This window comes from Terriglobia bacterium, from assembly GCA_020072565.1.
In the GTDB taxonomy this organism is placed as follows: domain Bacteria; phylum Acidobacteriota; class UBA6911; order UBA6911; family UBA6911; genus JAFNAG01.
Genome location: JAIQGI010000009.1, coordinates 34,347 through 55,950 on the forward strand (window position 1 = coordinate 34,347; position 21,604 = coordinate 55,950).

General features: G+C 59.0%; 18 protein-coding genes. 13 read left to right on the top strand and 5 right to left on the bottom strand.

The genetic code is table 11. The annotated features are described in order from the left end of the window. Positions 1-379: 379 nt before the first annotated feature. From LAP85_07520 to LAP85_07540, 5 genes are all read left to right on the top strand, one after another. The gene (locus tag LAP85_07520; protein ID MBZ5496234.1) at positions 380-937 is read left to right on the top strand and encodes a hypothetical protein; all 558 of its coding nucleotides are present in this window, start codon (positions 380-382) and stop codon (positions 935-937) included. A 56-nt stretch (positions 938-993) separates the two neighbouring features. After that, on the top strand, positions 994-2,007 hold the full coding sequence (locus tag LAP85_07525) for a DUF362 domain-containing protein (protein ID MBZ5496235.1): 1,014 nt from the start codon (positions 994-996) through the stop codon (positions 2,005-2,007). Positions 2,008-2,024: 17 nt separating this feature from the next. Then, positions 2,025-3,194: an AmmeMemoRadiSam system radical SAM enzyme gene (gene amrS, locus LAP85_07530; GenBank protein MBZ5496236.1), complete on the top strand. Its 1,170-nt coding sequence runs from the start codon at positions 2,025-2,027 to the stop codon at positions 3,192-3,194. 209 nt (positions 3,195-3,403) lie between these two features. After that, on the top strand, positions 3,404-5,143 hold the full coding sequence (aspS, locus tag LAP85_07535; GenBank protein MBZ5496237.1) for an aspartate--tRNA ligase: 1,740 nt from the start codon (positions 3,404-3,406) through the stop codon (positions 5,141-5,143). 313 nt (positions 5,144-5,456) lie between these two features. Further along, positions 5,457-6,191: a M15 family metallopeptidase gene (locus LAP85_07540; protein ID MBZ5496238.1), complete on the top strand. Its 735-nt coding sequence runs from the start codon at positions 5,457-5,459 to the stop codon at positions 6,189-6,191. Between the two features lie 115 nt (positions 6,192-6,306). On the opposite strand, the gene LAP85_07545 is transcribed toward LAP85_07540, so the two are convergent. Next, the gene (locus LAP85_07545; protein MBZ5496239.1) at positions 6,307-6,699 is read right to left on the bottom strand and encodes an SRPBCC domain-containing protein; all 393 of its coding nucleotides are present in this window, start codon (positions 6,697-6,699) and stop codon (positions 6,307-6,309) included. After that, the gene (locus tag LAP85_07550) at positions 6,696-7,037 is read right to left on the bottom strand and encodes a metalloregulator ArsR/SmtB family transcription factor (protein MBZ5496240.1); all 342 of its coding nucleotides are present in this window, start codon (positions 7,035-7,037) and stop codon (positions 6,696-6,698) included. Before LAP85_07550 ends, LAP85_07545 begins: the two co-directional genes overlap by 4 nt. Before the next feature lie 289 nt (positions 7,038-7,326). On the opposite strand from LAP85_07550, the gene LAP85_07555 reads away from it, so the two are divergent. The 4 genes from LAP85_07555 (at position 7,327) to LAP85_07570 (ending at position 12,428) form a co-directional block, all read left to right on the top strand. Next, positions 7,327-8,553 (top strand): hypothetical protein, encoded by a 1,227-nt coding sequence (locus tag LAP85_07555; GenBank protein ID MBZ5496241.1) that lies wholly within the window; start codon positions 7,327-7,329, stop codon positions 8,551-8,553. Then, positions 8,553-9,290, top strand: a complete 738-nt coding sequence (locus LAP85_07560) for an ABC transporter ATP-binding protein (protein ID MBZ5496242.1) — start codon at positions 8,553-8,555, stop codon at positions 9,288-9,290. The genes LAP85_07555 and LAP85_07560 overlap by 1 nt, the downstream gene beginning before the upstream one ends. A 93-nt stretch (positions 9,291-9,383) precedes the next feature. After that, on the top strand, positions 9,384-9,764 hold the full coding sequence (locus LAP85_07565; protein MBZ5496243.1) for a PadR family transcriptional regulator: 381 nt from the start codon (positions 9,384-9,386) through the stop codon (positions 9,762-9,764). 15 nt (positions 9,765-9,779) lie between these two features. After that, positions 9,780-12,428, top strand: coding sequence for an ABC transporter permease (locus LAP85_07570; GenBank protein MBZ5496244.1), 2,649 nt, complete (start codon positions 9,780-9,782; stop codon positions 12,426-12,428). A gap of 548 nt (positions 12,429-12,976) precedes the next feature. Here LAP85_07570 and LAP85_07575 read toward each other — a convergent pair. Together LAP85_07575 and LAP85_07580 are read right to left on the bottom strand one after the other, a co-directional pair. Next, positions 12,977-13,543 carry a protein-disulfide reductase DsbD N-terminal domain-containing protein gene (locus tag LAP85_07575; protein MBZ5496245.1) on the bottom strand — a complete coding sequence of 189 codons (567 nt, stop codon included), beginning with the start codon at positions 13,541-13,543 and terminating at the stop codon, positions 12,977-12,979. A 106-nt stretch (positions 13,544-13,649) separates the two neighbouring features. After that, positions 13,650-13,787, bottom strand: a complete 138-nt coding sequence (locus LAP85_07580) for a hypothetical protein (protein ID MBZ5496246.1) — start codon at positions 13,785-13,787, stop codon at positions 13,650-13,652. Between the two features lie 12 nt (positions 13,788-13,799). On the opposite strand from LAP85_07580, the gene LAP85_07585 reads away from it, so the two are divergent. From LAP85_07585 to LAP85_07595, 3 genes are all read left to right on the top strand, one after another. Continuing rightward, positions 13,800-14,093 (top strand): hypothetical protein, encoded by a 294-nt coding sequence (locus LAP85_07585; GenBank protein MBZ5496247.1) that lies wholly within the window; start codon positions 13,800-13,802, stop codon positions 14,091-14,093. A 129-nt stretch (positions 14,094-14,222) separates the two neighbouring features. Continuing rightward, positions 14,223-14,558 (top strand): PadR family transcriptional regulator, encoded by a 336-nt coding sequence (locus LAP85_07590; GenBank protein MBZ5496248.1) that lies wholly within the window; start codon positions 14,223-14,225, stop codon positions 14,556-14,558. A gap of 12 nt (positions 14,559-14,570) precedes the next feature. Next, positions 14,571-17,282, top strand: a complete 2,712-nt coding sequence (locus LAP85_07595; protein MBZ5496249.1) for an ABC transporter permease — start codon at positions 14,571-14,573, stop codon at positions 17,280-17,282. Here LAP85_07595 and LAP85_07600 read toward each other — a convergent pair. Then, positions 17,196-18,212, bottom strand: a complete 1,017-nt coding sequence (locus LAP85_07600) for a VWA domain-containing protein (GenBank protein MBZ5496250.1) — start codon at positions 18,210-18,212, stop codon at positions 17,196-17,198. The two genes, LAP85_07595 and LAP85_07600, sit on opposite strands and share 87 nt — an antisense overlap. Before the next feature lie 293 nt (positions 18,213-18,505). Between LAP85_07600 and LAP85_07605 the strand changes: the two genes are divergently transcribed. Then, positions 18,506-21,589, top strand: coding sequence for a glycoside hydrolase family 127 protein (locus LAP85_07605; GenBank protein MBZ5496251.1), 3,084 nt, complete (start codon positions 18,506-18,508; stop codon positions 21,587-21,589). The last annotated feature ends 15 nt before the right edge of the window (positions 21,590-21,604 follow it).

Here is a 21,604-nt window from a genome sequence, read left to right on the forward strand (position 1 = left end):
TTCTGCCCGCCGGTGGGAAACCAGAGCCGCGTCCAGAACGAAGATGAATTGAGGGCGGAACAGGTCGGCTCTCAGCCCACGCCGGCCCAGTCAGTTCAGGCGGCAATCCTATCACGAAGAGCAGGAAGGGGAGCGGAATTTCGAGATCCGGAATAATCGTAGTGGATTCGCGGATATTCAAGTTCTCCGCACCCTGTGACTTTCACTCACTTGGGTTTCTCACCTGCCTCAGCGACTTCTTCCGTTCCCGCTACAACCTCAGTCTCGAGATCTATCCGCACTATGATATCCTGCCGCCTGAACAACGAGGAGATTGTCCGCTGCTGTTCTTTCCGTCTTTGCAGCTGGAACAGTTCTGTCGAAAGGACGAAAGGCGGTCATGAGAACCCTGCGAATCCCCCTGCTTATCCTGTCTCTTACCGTTACCTCAGGTGCCGCCGGCCAACAGTGGACGCCGGCCGGCCAGACGCTACGCACGACCTGGGCCAGAGAAGTCAATCCCGGCAATCTCTGGCCCGAGTACCCGCGTCCCATCATGACCCGGGCTGCGTGGCTGAACCTCAACGGCCTGTGGGAATATGCAATCACTCCGATCGACCAGGGCTGGTGGCCGGACGGGCTCTACACCGCGCCCACCGATGCGGCGCTCCGCTATGATCTGGAGCAGATCAAGGCACTGGGCTTCAACATGCTTCGCAAGCACGTCAAAGTCGAACCTGAGCGGCTCTATTACTGGGCGGACAAACTGGGTCTGCTCGTCTGGCAGGACATGCCCAGCAGCAACTTCAATCGCAATACTGTCGCTGCCGACGCCTTGGCCGAGGCGGACCGGCAGTGGGATGCCGAACTCAAGGCGATGATCGATCACCTGCATAACTATCCGTCCATCGTCATGTGGATCCCCTCACAACATCCGGAAATTGAAGACGTAGGCTGACACCGATTTGTTGTTATAATGTCGGCAGTGAGCTTGGGTGGAAGAAATCACAAATCATGATTACAAAGACCGAAAAGACGCCGAGACGCGTCTTTCTGAAGTCGGGCCTGCTGGTTGGTTCGGCCCTTGCGGCCGGATGGCTAGACCATAGCGACAAGCCGCATGGACCGGGCGGCTCCCCGCCTGATGGGAAATCAAAAATCGTAATCGCACGCGACCCGCAGCTCCGGGGAATGAGCTCCGGTCCGGACCAGAATTCCCTTCTGAAGATCCTGGATCGGGCCCTGCAGGGTTTCTACGATCGAGGCAGCCCGGTCGAAGCGTGGAAGCAGTTGGTGCGTCCCGGAGAAGTAGTCGGGTTGAAGGTGAATTGTCTGGCCGGCAAAGGGATGTCGACGAACCGGCAGCTGGTGGAGGGCATCTGCGAGCGGCTCCAGCAGGCGGGCATCCGCAATATTGTGATCTGGGATCGGCTGAACGCGGACCTCGAAAGCGCAGGCTATCGAATCGCCGAAGGGAATCGCGCCATTCGCTGCTTCGGCAACGACTCGGCCGGTTACGAGCAGGAGCTAACGATTTTTGGGAATGTCGGAAGTCTCGTTTCGACAACGCTTACGCGCATATGCGACGCCGTGATCAACCTGCCGATACTCAAGGATCATGGGATCACTGGGATCACCGGGGCACTCAAGAACATGTTCGGGGCCATCCACAACCCGAACAAATACCATCTCAATGTCGGGGACCCCTATGTGGCTGATGTCAATATGCTTCTTCCGATAAGACAAAAGGTCCGGCTGACCATTTGCGACGCCATCACCGCACAGTATGAAGGAGGGCCTTCCTATATGCCCCAGTGGACCTGGCCTTACAATGGGTTGATCGTAGGCACGGATCCAGTGGCGCTGGACCATATCGGCTGGCAGATCATCGAGCAGAAAAGAGCCGAAAAAGGGCTGGAGCCTTTGCAGCGGCTGAAGCGCGAACCGACTTACATCGCTACCGCAGCCGACGCGCGGCACCGCCTGGGAACTTGTGATCCGGCGCGGATTCAGGTGTTGGAAATATGAGATTGAAAAATCCAAGGATGGCAAATCCTGAAAATCCGTATCCAGATGAGAGCGCGCTGAATCGGCGCGACTTTCTTAAAGCTGCATCCATCCCATGTCTGGCCGTCGCTTGCGCAGGGGCGTATCGGGTCTCTTCCTCCGAGGTGCCACCTCTGGCCGGAAACGATTCCCAGTTTGTCGTGGAAGCGAGCTTTTACGAAAAGCTCTCCTTCAAAAAAATCAAATGCAGGCTTTGCCCCCGTGAATGCGTCATCGACGACCGTGAACGCGGCTACTGCGGCGTCCGCGAGAATCGCGGCGGCACGTACTACACGCTGGTTCACTCGCGCGTTGCGGCGTCCAACGTGGATCCCATCGAGAAGAAGCCGTTCTTTCATTTTCTCCCCGGAAGCTCGGCGTTCTCGATTGCCACGGCCGGCTGCAACGTCAACTGCAAGATGTGCCAGAACTGGCAGATTTCGCAGGTCAGGCCGGAGCAGATCCAAGCAACTTACCTCCCACCCGATCAGGTTGCCGGCCTGGCTGGACAGTTTAAGTGTCCGGTCATCGCATACACCTACACCGAGCCGGTGGTTTTTTGTGAATACATGCTCGATACGGCTGCGGCGGGACATCGAGCGGGTCTCAAGAGCGTGATGGTGACCGGAGGGTATGTTCAGCAGGAGGTCTTGAAGCAACTGTGCCACTCTGTCGATGCCATCAAGGTGGACTTGAAGGGGTTTTCGGAGAAGTTTTACAGGGAAGTGGTTAACGGCGAGCTGAAGCCCGTCCTCGACACACTCGTGACCATACGCAAACAAGGCATTTGGCTGGAAGTTGTGCAACTGGTGCTGCCGACCCTGAATGATAGTGACGAAGAAATCAGGGGACTTGCCCGCTGGATCAAGGCGGAGTTGGGCCAGGAGGTCCCCATTCACTTTTCGCGCTTCCATCCGGAATACCTGCTGAAGAACCTGCCGCCGACGCCCGTCAGCACTCTCGAACGCGCCAAGGCCATCGCCGATGCTGAGGGACTTCGCTTTGCTTACGTCGGCAACGTGCCGGGCCACCCCGCGGAGAGCACCTACTGCCCCAGATGCCGCCAGGTTGTGGTGCAACGAAACGGCTTTGTGTCGGTGACGGTCTTTCTCGAGAAAGGCAAGTGCCGCCACTGCCAGACTCCGATTGCCGGAGTGTGGAGCGCGTAGGACAAGGCACAGATTCAGGTTTGCTTCGGATTGACGATCATACGCGAGCAGGTTGAACTCACTGCTCCGGTCTGTTCAGCAAATGGAATCTCGACAGTCGTCCGGGAACTCCGGACAAACGGTCTGGCGGCGGTACGAAAGAAGTGCAGAACACGACGCTTCCCAAGGAGGGAATCTTGATTTTTGCACATACGGCATTTCGCAGCCATCTGGTGGCCCAGGCCACCCGTGAGCTTGCTGGGACTCCCATGCATCTCTGCGGCTGGGTAGAAACTGTCAGAGATCATGGGGGAGTTCTGTTCTTCCATCTGAGAGACGCCACGGGCAAACTGCAGGTGATCCTGGACCCGGGGCGCCTGTCATCTGAAGTGGCCGAGGAGGCCCGGCGCATCCGTCCGGAATGGGTAATGAAGTTTTCGGGTACTTTGCGCCTCCGCCCGCCTGGAACCCAAGCCACCAGCCTCGACACCAAGGATATCGAACTTGAGGCCGGCGGATTTGAAGTGCTCGGGGTCGCCGCCAATTTGCCGTTTCGACCGCAGGAACGGGACAAGGTATCCGAGGACCTGCGGCTCAAGCACAGGACCGTGGACCTTCGCTCAGACACCATGCAGGCGAATCTGCGGCTGCGGCACAGAGTCGTCAGCTCCTTTCGATCTTTCCTCAATTCTGAAGGCTTCATCGAGGTGGAAACGCCGTGCCTGGCCAAGAGCACACCCGAAGGGGCTCGCGATTTCCTGGTGCCTTCCAGGCTGCAGCCGGGCACGTTCTTCGCGCTTCCGCAGTCGCCGCAGCTTTTTAAGCAGATTTTGATGGTGGGCGGCATCGAGAGGTACTACCAGGTGGCCCGATGTTTTCGCGACGAGGATCTCAGGGCCAACCGCCAGCCGGAGTTCACGCAGTTGGACATCGAGGCGAGCTTCGTGAATGAATCGGATGTGATGTGTCTCGTGGAAACCATGATCCGCAGGGCGATGGAAGACGTGGGGCGGCCTTTGGATCCGAAGCCATTCCCGGTCATCAGCTATCAGGAGGCCATGAACCGTTACGGCACCGACGCGCCCGATCTTCGCTTCGATTTGCCCGTCGTCAACCTCACGGAGATCTTTGCCGACACGGAATTCCACCTCTTTCGGAAAATGCTGGATGCCGGAGGTCAGGTGCTAGGTCTGGCCATCCCTGGCTCGTTTCAGCTGTCACGAAAAGACATTGAGACGATCCGGGAACAGGCCGAAGAAGCGGGTGCCGAGGCACCAGCCTGGGGCCGCATCGAGGACGCAGTCTTTTCCTCGAGCCTCGCCAAATTCTTTTCAGAGAAGGAACGCAAGGCGATTGCCGTGGCCATGGGGAACGGCGAGCGCGACCTGATCCTGTTCCAGGCCGGCAAGGATCCCAAAACCCTGTGCCTGAACATGGGCCGCATTCGGCTGCTGGCGGCCGATCTCTTAGGCCTGACCGGGGAGCAGTCTCGTTTTTGCTTCGTCTGGGTCGTTCGGTTTCCTCTGCTGGAATACGATCCAAGCCGCGGCCGATACGTGGCCGTGCACCATCCATTTACGTCGCCCGTGGATCTTTCGGTTTTTCAGAGCGAAAAGAGGAGCGAACTCGAATCTGCCCTGGCCGCCTCTTACGATCTTGTGCTCAATGGGGAGGAGGTGGGCGGCGGCTCCATACGCATCCACAAGGCGGATCTGCAAGGCAGGATGCTCAGGATCCTGGGACTTAACGATGAGGAAATCGCGGCCCGCTTCGGGTTCCTCCTTGAAGCTCTTGCCCAGGGCGCGCCGCCGCACGGCGGCATTGCCTTGGGTCTGGACCGATTCACCTCCATTCTGGCCGGTAGCGAGTCCATCCGTGATGTTATTGCATTCCCAAAAACCCAGACGGGCACGTGTCCTCTAACCGGTGCGCCAACGCAAGTCGCGCGGCGGGGATATCTCAGGTTGTGAAGCGGGATGACAGGACCGCGGCCTGATTCGAAAATAGACAAATCGGTATCGGAATTGGTATCGCAATCGGAACTCTTAGCCGGCAAAAGCCGATAGCGACCTCAATAGTGATTGCGATGCCGATCCCGATACCGACGTTCACCAACCGGATAACATGAGCTTTTCATGCGTTTTAGGGTGCACCCGAAGCGCATGAGAGACTGTTCTTGTGAATCGATTCCATCTTCCGAGGGTCGGCCGCAAAAACCACGTGTCCATGGCTTTCCAGCAGAGCACCGTCTCGAGGTCTTCACTTTTCTCAAACGGAAGCGGCATGGAGGGGAGTTTTCGGAATGCGAGGGTATTATCAAACCAGGACAGCAACGTATTTCTGAAAACGATCAAGAGTGCCGCCCGGAGACTATCGTTGCTGGCATGGCTGGCTGCCACGCCGGCGCTTCTTTATGCGCAAGGTCCGCCTAAGGAGACCGGGGCCTTTCGCGCGCCGGACCTGGTTGAACTCACCACGCTCGACCGGACCATCCGGCTCGACATCCGCTATGCCACTGCCAATAATTTTCTGGGCCGTTCCGTTTACACTGAGGCGCGGGCATTCCTGCAGCGACCGGCCGCGCAGGCGCTGGTGCGCGCCAACAAGGAGTTGAGGAAACAGGGATATGGTCTGCTGGTCTTTGACGGCTATCGCCCCTGGTCTGTCACGAAGATCTTTTGGGATGCCACTCCTGCCGATAAAAAGGAGTTCGTGGCGGATCCGGCGCAAGGCTCGCGACACAATCGTGGCTGCGCGGTCGATCTCACACTGTTCGATCTCAAAACCGGCAAGGAAGTAGCCATGCCCGGCGCGTTCGACGAAATGAGCGAACGTTCGCACATCAATTACCGCGGGGGAACAGAAGATGCTCGCCGGCTCCGGGACCTGTTGCGCGCTGCGATGGAGGCCCAAGGCTTCGTCGTCTACGAACCGGAATGGTGGCATTACGACTACAAAGACTGGAAGAGCTACGCGATCCTGGACATCCCGTTTGCGAAAATCCGCGGGCGAAAGTAGGCCCCGATGCAATCGGAAGAATTCTAAACCTTGTCGGGTGCCGCCTTGATGGTTATATGGTGCTCAATCTCTTTGCGGTGATTGGCAAGTCAAACCGGTGTCCGGCGGACTACATTCAACCATATGGTTGATAATAAGACAAATTGGAATCTTCTCGTGCGTCAGGATAAGGTCGCTCTCGGACTCGTTGACTGCGAAGAACTCCACTGTTAACGAGCGTCGGGTGCAAATCCGTCGCCTCGGCGATCCACGTGAAGGCCAGCTTCGCGGGCCGGTCGATGATCGTGAATTCGTCCCGGTGTTCATAGGCTTTGTCCGGATCGCGCATGATGATGAGCAAGGATCCGCCGACCCGCAGATCCATGCGGACATCGACGGAAACGATGTTTCCGGGACACATCCACGCACGCATGCCCTCGGAGTCGGTCCACGCGTCGAACAACTCCTCCCGTGTCGCCGTGATTCGCCTGCGGATGACAACTTTGTCGGCATCGCCTTCCGCGCTCATTGCCTTCTTCTTCGCTTGTCAGTGAGGTGACGTTCGAGCGCGTCGAGCCTCTCTTCCCAGAATGCGCGCGTCTCCTCGATCCAGGCCGACGCTTCCCGCAGTGGCTGCGCATTCAGGCTGCAGACGTGATCCCGCCCGCGAACCTCCCGCCTGACGAGGCCGGCTTGCTGAAGCACAATCAAATGCTTTGAAACGGCATTCAAGGAAACCGGAAATTTTTTCGCGATATCCGTGACACGCGCCGGACTGCGCCCGAGCTGCCGGAGGATCGCTCTCCGCGTCGGATCGGCAATCGCGCCAAATACGCCGTCAAGCAAAGACTTGGACTGTTCAACCATACGGTTGATGATACATTGGAGCTGCCGTCGTCGGCAAAACCCAATTTGTGTCGGGTGGGTCAGGCCAGGCATCAGCACGCAGGGTGTGCCAACCGCCGCGGCGCAGTGACGCATACCTCTGAAAAAGCGCATGCTGCCCACCTGCCGTTTTTCCCGTCCTGGCCGAAACCGAACCATATGACTATAAGGTTCGGGGCCTGAGGCCTCTTGTCAGAATGATCCAAATGCAGCGTCAAGCCATCGCACCTTCAAGGACATGCTATCATGGGCCGTCACGTGAGGGATCTTCATGCCAGCACTTTTGATTTTTCATCTCAGAGCCGGGGTCCGGATTGCGGTCCGCTCCTTTGCGCTCCTTTTTTCATGCATCCTGGCTTGGATTATGCTGGACATTGATCCCGCCGCGGCCGTTGCCGGCCTCGCGACCTCGGTTTTTGCCCGCCGTCCTGCGATCTCCGATCTCGCGCCGATAGTGATCCTTGCCTTTCTGCTCCCCGCCTTGGCGGCTCCCAGGCTGGCCCACGGACTCAACGGCTGGATCCGGCATCTGGCCTTTGACAGCGACGGCAACCGCAGAGGGATGGCCGCAGCGCTGGCCGTAGTGCAAACCCCGCTTGCCGTTTCATTGACCTGTCTCGCATTTGTGGCACGCGGGCAGGGTTTGAGCGTCGAATATCCTGCCCTTCGCCTGCTCCTGGTGATGGCCTCGGGAGTGCAGGCATCGTTGCCGGTCAAACGGAGATACATCACCATTCCCATTTCGCTGCTCTCCGTCGTGCTCTCAATCAGGGGAGACTGGGGTCAGATGCTGTTGGCATTTGCTTTGCTCGCCGGAGCAGAAGCGAGCTCCGGTCCGCTGCGCGAGGATCGACGACGGGGTTCGTGGCGCAGCATAGATTCGTTCTTGAGCTTTCGCATCGCCTGGCGCGCGCTGGGATGGCGGGTATCCGCGATTTATGCAGTCGCCCTGCTGCCGCTGGCAGCGACAGCGCTGTTCCTCAGAAACAACGATCTGCCGGCTTCCCCGGCCGCCGGCGCAGCAAGACTGGGCGGATCCATGGCGGTCGTGCTCGTGCTGGCCGGTCTGGCTAACAAGCTGGCCGAGCGGCGGCCGGCCTGGCCCCTGGCCAGGTCCTTTCCATGGTCTTCATCGCAAAGGGTTGCGAGCGATGCCCTGTTCCTGGGTGTCCATGCCCTTCCTCCTGTTCTCATTCTCGCTCTGCGCTACCCGGGCGGTGCGGCTTGTGTGCTGGGAGTCCTGCCGTTCCTCGCTTTGCGCGCGTCGGGATACATTCGGCTTGTGCCGGGGCTCCTCGCTGGAGCCAGACGCTTCCTGATCGAAGGTTTCAGTCTGGCGGCCCTGCTGGGATTGATTCCTTGGATGAGCCTTGTCTGCCTGGTCGCCACTCCGTTGTCTTTTATCGCGGCCAGAAGAAGCGAGCGTGCGCTCAAAGTGACCTGCTGGAGCGACCTCCACCACGCCGCCTTGGGTGACACGCTCTCCTGGAGCGAGTAATGATCCATTTTAAGAATGTTCACTTTTCTTATCGACATGCCGAGCCTGTCTTGAAGGGCGCCGATCTCGATCTGGCAGCCGGCCTGACCCTGGTGCTTGGCCCTAACGGTTCTGGCAAGAGTACGCTGCTCAAACTCGCCGCCGGGATTGAACGCCCGGATCACGGCGTTGCTGCGATCGATGGCCACGACTTATGGCGGGATGAAGTTGCCGCTCGTGCCAGACTTGCCTATGTCTCCGAGCAGCCTGACCTGACGCCCTACGCAACCATCAGGGATGTGGTTTATCTGGTGTGCCGTCTCCGCTCCGAGCCGCTCCGGCGCGGGCGCGAAGTCCTGGAGCAGGTTGGTCTGTGGGGAATCGCCGGCCGTTCCATTCGGGAACTGTCGTCGGGTCAGAGGCGACGGGCGGTTCTGGCAGCTGCCTGGATCGGGTCGCCGCGCGTGATTCTGCTGGATGAACCGCTGGAGTCGATGGATCGGACCATCCGTGATGAGATTCTCGCCTGGATCGATCGACTCCTGGCGGCCGGAGCCGTGGTTGTGATCGCGACGCACGAAATCGAGCCTTTCCTCGAGAAGGCCACTCGCGCCCTGGTTGTCGCCGGTGGAGCCAACAGGTTGTTTGAACCCCTGCCCACAGGCGCCGCAGACAGGCTGGCATTTCTGGAGGCGCTGAGCCGCGGCACTTTGCCCCTGCAGCGAGCAGAATCTCCCGTTAGCCCGGATTATTCATGAATGTGCGACCACCATGCAGAGCGATTTCCATTTGATATTTATGTCGGCTCACGCTATAGTGTGAGGCGATATAATAATCCCTCGCTTCGGGGGATGGAGGTTTTCGTGACACCACAAGACGATAGGTTCGAACCCAGTCTGCCGCTCACGGCTGCCATGTTCCAGGTTCTGCTATCGCTGGCCGGCGGCGAAAAGCATGGCTATGCCATCCTCAAGGACGTCAACGAGCAGGCCGCGGGCGAAGCCAAACTGGGCACCGGGACGCTCTACGGGATCATCAAACGCCTGCTCGGCGAGGGCATGATCATCGAATGCGTGCGCCGGCCGGCCCGAGGCGACGATGATGCCCGCAGACGCTACTACCAACTGACCGACTGGGGTCGCCAGGTAGCCGCAGCGGAGGCGGAACGTATGGAAAAGCTGATCGCGATCGCACGGGGCAAACACCTGCTTAAGCGATTGAAGCCTGCTTGACAGGAGGTGCCGGAGATGGATCAAGAACACCACTCGCAGCGTGGCCGGCTTTTCCGGAAACTTCTTCGCTTGCTGCCCATCGAATTCCGGGAAGAGTTTGGCGGTGAAATGGAAGAGGTTTTTCAGGATCAACTCACGGATGCAGAGCGCAAAAGAGGATTCACAGGATTGCTGAAACTCTGGGGAGAGACCCTTGCGGACCTGTTCAAGACGGCTCCGCGGGAACATCTTGCCGTGCTCCGTCGGGACGTGGCCTACGCGCTGCGAATGATGCGCGGCGATCCCGGCTTTACCGGCGTTGCGCTTATTACCCTGGCGCTCGGCATCGGCGCCAACGTCGCCATTTTTTCGATTGTGAATGCGGTATTCCTGCGCCCTCTTCCATTTCCCGAACCCAGCCGCCTGTACCTGATCCAGAGGACTGGCAATCGAATAGGCGGTGTCTCGATTTCTCTTCCCATCTATCTCGCGTGGCAGCAGAAAAAGGATCTATTCGACTCCATGGGCGTGGTGCTCTTTACGGGCTCGAGGGCTTTGACGGAAGGAGGAGAGCCGATCCTGGTCCCCACTCTGGCGGTTACGCCCGGTGTGTTCTCTGCTCTGGGTGTGCAGCCCGCTCTCGGACGAGGGTTTCGCGAGGACGAGGGGATCGTGGGCGCGGCGAATACGGTAATTCTGTCAGATTCATTGTGGCGAGGCCGGTTCGACGCCAATCCCGGAATTCTCGAACGCCCCATTACCCTGAACGGGAGGTCCGTCACGGTGATCGGCGTAATGTCGAGAGACTTTGAATTGCCTCTCCCCCACATGGGTGACACACAAATCTGGTATCCGTACCAGACTCCGGAAACAAGCCGGAACCCAAGCAATGGAATCTGGTGTATCGGGCGCCTGCGCAAAGAGGTTACCCCCGCGCAAGCCGAAGCCTCGCTGACGCCACCGTTGGTCGCTCTCGCAGGCCAGTTCCCGAGCATGATTTTCCCGAACGAGAAAGCGCATCTCGCGCCCATGCGCGCATTCCTGAACCAGCATGCCGGAACCGCCCCGCTGCTTCTGCTGGGTGCGGTCGGATTCGTGTTGCTGATTGCATGCGCGAATGTTGCAAACCTCCTGCTCGCTCGCGCCACGAGGCGTCGCCGCGAGATCGGGATCCGGGTGGCGCTGGGCGCCGGGCGGATCCGGATCGTGCAGCAGCTCCTGACGGAAAGTGTCATCCTGGCGCTGGCCGGGACTGTTGCTGGAGTCGGGGCGTGCTATGCCTGTTTTGACTTGATCCTCACGCTCGTACCGACGGATCTGCCACGCGTCGGCGTTATTCGCATGGATGTCAATGTTCTGGCCTTTGCGCTGGTCTTGAGTTTGTTAACAGGATTGATTTTCGGCCTGGCTCCGGCCCTTGTTGTCTCCAAAGCGGACCCACACGTTGCACTCAAGGAGGGATCATCTCGCACAGGCATGAGCCGGGCTGGAGGTCGATTGCGGGCCGCCCTGGTCGTCGGAGAAGTAGGCCTTGCGCTGGTGTTGCTGGTCGGCGCCGCTCTGCTGCTCCAAAGCTTCCGTCGATTGGTGCTTGTAAAACCGGGTTTCGATTCCGATCACCTGTTGATTTTCAACGTCTCTCTGCCGCGCGCAACGTATGATACTCCGGCAAAATCTCTGAACTTTTTCGACAATTTCGAGCAGCGGCTGGCGTTGTTGCCCGGCGTTCAACAGGTTGGTTGCATTGATGGGCTTCCTCTTGAAAGTCAAGGCGACCTGCTGTTCAGCATCGAGGGCAGGACGGACCCGGAGAATGCAAAGGGAGATGCCTCCATCAGAGCCACGAGCCCGAATTACTTCGCCGCCATGCGGATCCCGCTCGAACGCGGCAGAGTGTTCACCGCGGCAGACCGCGGAGGCTCGGACCCCGTCGCCCTGATCAATCGCGCCCTGGCCCGACAGTTCTGGCCCCACAGCGATCCAATCGGCTCCCTGCTCTGGATCGGCAAACCGATGGGGCCCTCGTGGGCCGAACCGGCTCCGCGGCGCATCATCGGCATAGTCGGGGACATTCGCGACCAATCGCTGGCGGAAGCGCCGGGAGCGATGATTTATGAACCGGTGGCGCAGCAGAACAGCGGAACCAACTCGATCAACTTCGTCGTCCGCACGGCACAGAATCCGCTCGCGCTCGACCCGATGGTCCGCGGCATGCTGCGTACCGCCTTGCCGCAACAGCCGATCGGCACAATTCGGACCATGCAGCAACTGGTTTCGAAGGCGGTGACGAATGAGCGCTTCTATACGATATTGCTCGGCTTGTTTGGGAGCCTCGGCTTGCTGATCGTCGCCGTCGGAGTCTATGGGGTGGTCTCCTATTTCGTTGCGCAGCATACGCACGAAATCGGTGTCCGCATTGCGTTAGGGGCGACGCAAGGCAGCATCCTGCGCCTGGTGCTTTTGCGAGGCCTGCTGCTGACAATTGCCGGTGTTGCCGTTGGTGCAGGCGCCTCGTACGCTTTGACGAGCCTTCTCCGGGGCATGCTCTACGAGGTGCAACCGAACGATCCCGTGACGCTCGTTGTGATCGCGTCGGTGCTGGCCGCCGTAGCGCTCGCTGCCTGCTGGGTCCCGGCCCGCCGGGCGATCCAGGTGGATCCGATCGCGGCGCTGCGGCAGGAGTAACCCTTCAAAAAACGACCATGAAGGGCACGGACGCCGTGCGTCGTCGTGCGCGGAAGCAACGGCGCGAAATTGATGCGTTCATTCATACCTGTATCCCCTGGTCGAGGACAACTTTGACGAGCTCGAGCGCATCTGGGATGACCGCCGCGAAAAACAGCACGGTTTCCGGCGTCCCGTCATCCGGCATGTCGTGGAGCAGTACTTGACCTGCGGTACGACCCGGTTCCTACGCATTCCCGCTATGATGTACTTCTTTTCTCCGGAAGCGCAGTCGATGAAAGAGGTGCCTTCAGCTGTCTCTTGAGGCGCGATTGAATTCACGTGCGACCCGAAATCAAACGGGATGAACGCCCTGATCTTTTCGAGTTGGTCCGGCACCAATCTTCCTATGGCGTTTCTTGCGGCAACTATACCTTGGGATAATTGTATAGGGCAACGGATTTGGCGGCGCGATCCCAGGGCGACAGGAGCGGGCCTAGAGTCAGGGTGGAACGGCGATCTGCATCCCCCCGTCCCGTTCTCGGTTCTCGGCTCTCCCGCGCATGCCGTTATCTTACGATATCGAACCTTACCGGCATCGACTGAGTCTCCGGCGGCAGGCACATGAACGGGTCACAGACTACATAGTGGATGACACAGACCAGGCTCCCAGGTCCGGTAGGCGCCCGCATGGTGATCCGCAATCTGCGCTGAATGGACAGGGTGTCCTCGTAAATGAGCCCTTCACCGTCGAGAGGCTTGTGCGGCTTTGGCAAATCCCAGCCAGGCGCTGATTCGAGACCCGCAGGCAATGCGATTTCCAGTCGAGTCGGGAGGGCAAAGGCCGGCGCCGCGCCGGGGGCGTAGATATGCCAGCCCGGCGCGATCCTCAACGCCAATACCAGCGTGGCCGTCTGGCCCGGGCGCAGACGTGAAGGAGTCAATCCGGCGCGCGCAATTACTTTGCGGCTGGAGTCCGACACGCCGCGGAGCAGAGATTCCGCCAATTGGGCAGGCGTATCAGCGGTCTGGGTCGCGGGATCACCCTCGGCCATCTCCTGCGTCGAAGATGCAGTGCACCCTGCGGCCATCAACAACGCAACTATCGAAAGTGCCCGGGCATGATCGATACGCATCAGCAACTCCCATGGATATTGACTGTTGTCCTTGGAATAGGGTCATTATAATATCTGATCCTCAAAAATGCAGTTTTGGATGCGGCAAAACGCCGACCGACACCGTTTATTCGGTCTTGAGCGGCGCTATTCCCAAATTCTGGCTTTCCTGCAACGCGATCATGGCAGCAAGGGCAGCGTCTTTCAGGTCTTTTCCCCAAGGAGAGCCGACAATCCTGCCGAGCGTCGTGACCTTTTTTCCCAAGCCGACCTGCTCATGAGAGACCAACCGAATAAGGCAGATGCGTCCGGCAAGAAAGCCGGCGAGGCTCCGGTACTTTATGGCACGCTCACCGACGTGAAGGGGCCGATCGCAGACGGAATGATCTTTCTCCAGTCACTCAAAGACGAAAAGTGCGCCGCGCTGTTCATAGGGCCACCTGGCTCAGCCGACGACATGAAGTATCTCAAGAACTGTGCCCAGGCCGTCAGTCAAGTCCGTCCCGATGAGCAAGGCTGCTATCGAATTCCGATCGTACGGCCCGGCTGGTACAATCTCCGCTTCCTCTAAGCTAGTTAACGACGATGTCGCCCAGCAGGACCGCGCCTCCTCCTTGGTCGCTTTTTTATGCGTCATTCCCGTTGACTGGCGAATATGAGTGGGAGTAAGGTATGTTTACGACCGTCGACAGGAGAAATCATGACGCAACTGAAATCCGAAGTGTTGCAAGGCACTCTCGATCTGCTCGTCCTGAAAACGCTGCAAACGATCGGCCCGATGCATGGCTGGGGCATATCGCGGCGCATTCAACAGATTTCGGGAAATGCCCTGCAACTCGGCCAAGGCACCATTTATCCGGCACTCCTCCGGCTTGAGCAGCGAGGCTGGATTGCCGCTGAATGGGGGATATCGGATCAAAATCGCAAGGCTCGTTTCTATTCGATCACGAAGGCCGGCCGCAAGCAGCTCCGCGAGGAAACCGAGAGCTGGGAGCGCATGATGGCGATCATCAACCGGGTGCTCGAAGGTTCATAGTCGGAGGGAATAATGCTGGCATCAATCCGAGCATTTTTCTGGCGGATCGTGCATCTCAAGCGTCGGACGAAATCAGAGGCCGCTCTTGGCGGCGAGCTGGAGTTCCACCTGCAGATGGAGATTGAACAAAACCTGCGGCAAGGAATGGCTCACGAAGAAGCACGCCGGCAAGCGCTCATCTCCTTGGGCGGCCTGGAGCAGACGAAAGAAGCGTGCCGGGAAACGTGCGCAGTTCGCTGGGCCGTGGAATTCGGGCAAGACCTCAGTTATGGATGGCGCATGATGCGCAAATCGCCGAGGTTTACAGCCATCGCCGTCCTGACACTGGCACTCGGCATCGGCGCCAACAGCGCCATTTTCAGCGCCGTGAATGGAATTCTCCTCGTTCCGCTGCCGTATGCCGACTCCTCGCGGCTGGTGACCGTTCAGCGGAATGTCATAACCTATTATATTACCTTCGCGGAACTGCGCGAGATCCAGCAGCAGTGCACCACGCTGGAAAGTATCATGATCTACAGTACCGGCATGCGCCTCCTTACGGGAGGCAAGGTGCCAAAGCAGGTGGAGGCTGCTTACGTACCCAGCGTTTTCTTCCCCCTGCTGGGAGTCAAGCCCTTGCTCGGCAGACCCATCCTCCCCGAGGACACGCAGCCCGGGAATGACCGTGTGGCAGTTCTGACCTATGGTCTCTGGATGGACACGTTCGGCGGTGATATGGGCATTGTCGGGCATGACATTTCCGTGGATCACAAGCCTTATACCGTCATCGGCGTGATGGCGAGAGAATTCGGTGCGGGCATTGGGGGGTATTATTGGGTCGGGAGTAATGACGGCAGTGGCGAAGATATGTGGTTGCCTCAGGTCCCTCCACCGCCAGGCGCGCTGAATCGCAGAGCCGGTCCTCTCGTCATCGCGCGGCTCAAGAAGGACGCCACGCTCGCGCAAGTCAATGCCCAGCTGCAACCGCTTTCCGCCCGTTTCGCAGCGTCATATTCCGCGGTTGTGGCAAAGCGCGCCGGGCCGGAAGGGCTGAATTTGTTCGCACAAAATTTTGACCTCGGAATCAATCCGCAAGTGCAAACCGGGCTGCTGATTATCCTGGGCGCGGTGGGATTCGTGCTGTTGATGGCATGCGTGAACGTGACATCGCTTCTGGTGGCCCGGTCATGGACGCGCCAGCGGGAGCTGGCGATTCGCACGGCGCTCGGCGCGACCCGGCTGCGCATCCTGCGGCAATTTTTGGCGGAAAGCCTGTTGCTCGCGCTGGCGGGTGGCGCCGTCGGCCTGTTCTTTTCCATATGGGGGATTGATCTGCTGCGAATGCTGGCCCCGCCGTACACTCCGCGGGTGGATCTCATCCGGCTTGACGGCAACGTGCTGTGGTTCACGATGGGGATATCGCTTCTAGTGGCCGTCCTGGTCGGCCTGGCACCGGCCTTGCAGGCATCGTCCCGGCGCGCGGGCGCCGCCTTGAAAGGTGGTTTGGGCGGTTCGTTTGCCGCAATTTCGATGAGGCCGTCGCATCGGCTCCGAAGCGCGCTCGTGGTGCTGGAAGTGCTGCTGGCCGTCATTGTGGTAGTGGGCGGCGCGCTGATGGGGCGCAGCTTCTATAAACTCATGAACGTGAGCACCGGCATCAGCGAGAGCCACATCCTTACCATGCGTGTAAATTTATCTGGTTTGTTCGACAACGAGGAGGATTTGGCAACGAAGGATACGATGGTGGCTGAGGATGTTCTTGCTGGAATTCGGCCGCTTTCGGGAGTTCAGCAAGCTGCGCTCTCCAGCTACAATCCGTTGAATGGAGGATTGATCCTGATACCTGGCCCTAGAGGCCAAACCGGACTATACGTTGAGGGCCTGCAGGGTAATCAATTCTCTGCCGACCAGGAGATCTGTGTTCGTTCCGTCACCCCGGGCTATTTTGCCGCACTTGGAATCCGCCTTCTGGCGGGGCGCGATTTTGAACCGAGAGACAGGACTTCTCCAGTGGCTATTGTCAGCGAGAGTTTTGCCCGCAAGTATATTCCGGGGGATCCGCTGGGGAAACGATTCAGCGCCGACGCGGCGAAGGACGGCCGGCGTTCGTGGATGGAAATCGTCGGCGTGGTGAACGACGTCCGGGACCACGCCGTGAAGGAACTCGTGGGACCCGTGTATTACAAGCCGATAAGGGCATACAATCAAAAATTCCAAATCATCGCACGGACCTCCGCAAATCCCATGTCCCTGGTTCCTGCGATCGCGCGCGTGGTTCGGTCCGTGGCCCAGGACGCGCCGATTGAGAATATCCAAACCGTGGATCAGATCATCGCTGATTCCGCCGCGGAACCGAAATTCTATACCGCGCTCGTGGGATCGTTCGGCGTCCTCGGATTGCTTCTGGCGATCATCGGGGTTTACGGCGTGATTTCCTATTCCGTCGTCCAGAAGACGCATGAGATAGGCGTGCGGATGGCGCTGGGTGCGCAGCGGAGGGACGTCCTCTGCATGGTTCTGAAAGAAGGGATGCGGCTTGCCGTCGCCGGCATTGCCTTCGGCATGGGAGGAGCTGTGGCGCTGACACGAGTTCTGCGCAGCATGCTCTTTGGAATTGAGCCGACGGACCTGGCGACGTTTGTGGGCGTGGCGGTTTTTCTAGCGCTTGCCGCCCTCGCCGCCTGTTACATTCCCGCCCGCCGGGCCGTGAAACTGGACCCGATGGTTGCGCTGCGGCACGAGTAGTGTTTCCCGAATGTCGTTCGTGTCGTAGAAGGCCTTGCCACCGGTACGATCCGCGATAAGTTGCATAGTCTGCAGAGTTCCAGCGAAGTAGCTGGGGACGGCTGAAACAAGGCCAGGAATTTGCTCGGGACGGCGTCTCCAGCTGTTGGGGGTAAAACTTTCCAGGATATCGATTGGATCCATCAAACCCCCGGCCTCCACGGGATAGATCGCCACGTTTGCGTTGCTCACTGTCCGGCATGTCTTCAGGAAATCCTCAAAATGTGCAGCCACGGTCCCATAACCGCTCCCATAGTTAAATGGAAAACTGCCCGAAACCCAAATCAGGTTCTTACGCCCGGGAATCGAGGCGAAGTAATCGGCAATACTGGTAAGCGCGTCCAGAGTCCCGACAACGCCCCTCCCGCCGTAAAATTGGGCAACCGCTTGATTGGACTCTTCGAAAATGTCATCGAGGATGGGGTTGCCCGTCCGATAAGACTCAACGTTTGACGCGTCGACCTCCGCGTTCAGGCGTCCTTTATAATCCTGAATCGCCCGCACAAGGGAGCTGGAATCGTTGCTGAAATCATGAAGAACACGGAGATTGGCGCCCAAGGTAAAAATTGCGATGCGGTCCTGCGGCTGGACTTGGCCGAGAAATTCGACGACGTTTCTTTTCGCATAAATTTGATCTGCGTACTTTGTATTCAATGTGTCAAACAATATAGCGGTAAGACTGTTCGGAATCCCGGGCTGCAGAGCCAGTTGGTTGGAATACACGCCCGGCAGGAGAGACTCCGGCGAGACTTTGGGGATTGCCGCCGTTTCTTCCGAAAAGAAGCTGATCTCGCGCTTCTTTCCCCCCACCAGGAGTACGATATCATCCTTTGTGAGTCCGGTGATCGGTCGACCGTTGCCTGGCTTTCTTAGAATGCGACGGAGCGCCATCCAGATCTCATTCGGTCTTACATTGGCAGCGCAGTCCAATTTTGGACAGTCACGGGCGGATTGCGCGGATCTTCACCGCCGCTTGGAAAAGTCGTGGCCTCGAGGGGAGCGTCAATGGCCCGAATCAGCGAAAATCCCGCGCTCTTCCATTTCCAACTGGTTTTTGCCTCCTCCATGTGTTACCAACTTTGACGGACGATGCGTCGAGGCGGCCTCCAGGCCCGATCCCGGCCGCACCGTTGGGCAGAGTAACCACGTGTTTCACGATTCCATCAATCACGGGGTCAGTCAAAATGACAAGAATGCGGATCTTCTTTATTTTGGTCTTGACGATCTTCACTGTTTCACCGGCATCTACAAAGCGCGAGAGGGCCCAAGGAGGCGACCAGTTTCTTGATGGGATCGGCGAAACCGCTCTCATTGCCCGTTATAGATTCAACGGCAACGCGGAGGATTCGTCCAGGAACACCTTGCACGCGGCGCTGCGCGGGTCCGGGGCCACCTTTGTCCAGGACAATCGGTTCGGCCGCGTCCTGAACCTGCCGGGCGATGGCAGCCACGTCCTGCTCCCGAGCGATGCACTGCACGGTGAAGACACGATCAGTGTCACGGGTTGGCTTTTCCTCAATGCCACCCTGACCGGACAGCGGCTCTTTGATTTCGGCCAGAACGTCTCCAGCAGTTTCTCCGCCGTTGTGACGGAAACCGGTCCCGACGCCGGCTTCCGCGTTTATGTCGGTACCGGCGCTGCGGCGCGGGTCGGAACGAACGGCGTGACGATTCCCCCAAATCAATGGGTTCACGTCGCAGTCGTACTCGATCCGGTCAGGCGTACTCTGACCAGCTATCTTGACGGTGCCCGGGTTGGCCAGGCAACGAATGTCACGGTGAATGCGGCGCAGGTACTCAACCAGACCTCCGGAGATGCGAACCGCCTTTACATCGGCCGCTCACAGAATGAAGCCGATGCCACTCTCAACGCCAGGGTGCGCGATGTCCGCATCTACCGCATTGCACTTAGCGACCAGCAGGTGGCGACGATCCGCAACAACGCCTTATCGGGCCCTCAGGCCGCCGGCGCCGGTGGCGCTCAAGGCCGCGGAAACCGACCGGCGCCCCCGGTCATTGTGCCCCCGAAGGATAACGTGCTGCCGACTGCAATCCCATTGGAAGCCGTCCCCGATATCAAGGCCGAGACGGTCCCAGGCGAGCTCCCCCGGCTGCCGTATGCCATCCCCGCTGTCTACCGCAACAAGACCGAGGGCCCCGATGTTCGCGTAGTCTGGCCGGCTCCTAAAGACAATAGCCAGTTTCTCAAGCCGGGAATCTACACCGTGATTGGCAAAGTGCCGGGCACTCAGTTCCAGCCCAAAGCCACGGTGACCGTGAAGCCGGCTTCCAAGGACGCGCCCGTTCCCACGCGCCAGGTCGAAGCCTTTTCTCTCGGCCAGGTCGTTTTAGACCAGGACACCAAGGGTCGTGACACGCAGTTTATCAAGAACCGCGACAAGTTCATCCGCACCCTGGCGACAACCAATCCCGACAGCTTCCTGTACAATTTCAGAGACGCGTTCGGCCAGAAGCAGCCCGAAGGCGTCAAGCAGCTCCGTGGATGGGACGACCAGACGACCCGGCTGCGCGGCCACGCCACCGGCCACTATCTGTCGGCCATCGCCCAGGCTTATGCCGGCACAACCTACGACGCAGAGTTACGGGCGAATTTCCTCCAGAAGATGAACTACCTCATCGACACCCTGTATGATCTTTCCCAAAAATCAGGCAAGCCCGCGCAGGAAGGTGGCAAGTTCAATGCCGATCCGACCGCCGTTCCGCCCGGCCCCGGCCGAACCGGCTATGATTCCAATTTCCGCGTCGAAGGCATTCGGACCGATTACTGGAACTGGGGTAAGGGATTCATCAGCGCCTACCCCCCCGATCAATTCATCATGCTCGAGCAAGGCGCCACATACGGCGGCCAGGACACCCAGATCTGGGCCCCTTACTACACCCTGCACAAGATCCTCGCCGGCCTGCTCGACTGCTACGAAGTCGGCGGCAACCAGAAGGCTCTGGAGATCGCCAAGAATATGGGCTCCTGGGTCTTTGCCCGGCTCAAGGTCCTCCCGCCCCTGACGCGCATCAGCATGTGGAACCGCTATATCGCCGGCGAATACGGCGGCATGAACGAAGTCATGGCGCGTCTCTACCGGCTCACCAAAGACCGGCAATTCATCGAGTGCGCCAAGCTGTTCGACAACATCAACTTCTTCTTCGGCAACGCCGATCACGAGCACGGCCTGGCCAAGAACGTCGATACGATTCGCGGCAAGCACGCCAACCAGCATATCCCTCAGATCACGGGGGCGCTGGAAACCTTCCGCGACACTCAGGAATTCCCCTACTACCGGATCGCCGACAATTTCTGGAATATCGTGGTCCACAGTTACATGTACAGCATCGGCGGCGTCGCCGGCGCGCGCATTCCGAACAACGCCGAGTGCTTCACCGCCGAGCCCGACACTCTTTTTGAGAACGGATTCGCGAGCGGCGGGCAGTGCGAAACCTGTTGCACTTACAATCTCTTGAAGCTGGACCGCCAGCTCTTCATGTTCGATCAGGCCGCCAAATACATGGACCACTACGAGCAGGGGCTGTACAACCAAATTCTCGCTTCCGTCGCCGAGGACAATGCGGGAAACACGTACCATATCCCGCTCAATCCCGGCTCGCAGAAACAATTCGGCAACGCCAACATGGGCGGTTTCAGCTGCTGCAATGGCACCGCGCTCGAAAGCAGCACCAAACTCCAGGACTCCATTTACTTCAAAGGCGCCGACAACAAGACGCTCTACGTCAACCTCTTCGTTCCGTCCACGCTGAACTGGACCGAACGCAACCTGGTCGTGAAGCAGCGCACCGATTTCCCTTACGCCGACACAACCCAGATCGTTCTCACGGGCGGCGGCCAGTTCGACATCAAGATCCGCGTGCCGCGCTGGGCAACCCGCGGCTTCTTCGTCAAGATCAACGGCCGCGCGCAGTCGGTCAAAGCCGTGCCGGGCACCTATCTGACGCTCCGCAGAAACTGGCGGGACAACGACACGATCGAGCTTCGGATGCCGTTCCACTTCTATCTGGATCCGGTCGTGGATCAGCCCAATGTCGCCAGCATCTTCTACGGTCCGGTTTTGTTGGCGGCCGAAGAGTCCGGCCCCCGAATCGACTGGCGCCCCGTGGTTCTCGACGCCGGAGAAATCGGGAAGTCGATCACCGGCGATCCCGGCACCCTTCGTTTCAAAATCGGCGACGCTGCTTTCAAGCCGTTCTATGAAACGTACGGGCGATACTCGGTGTATCTGAACGTGACCTTGAAGTAGGGAGGTCAGCATAAG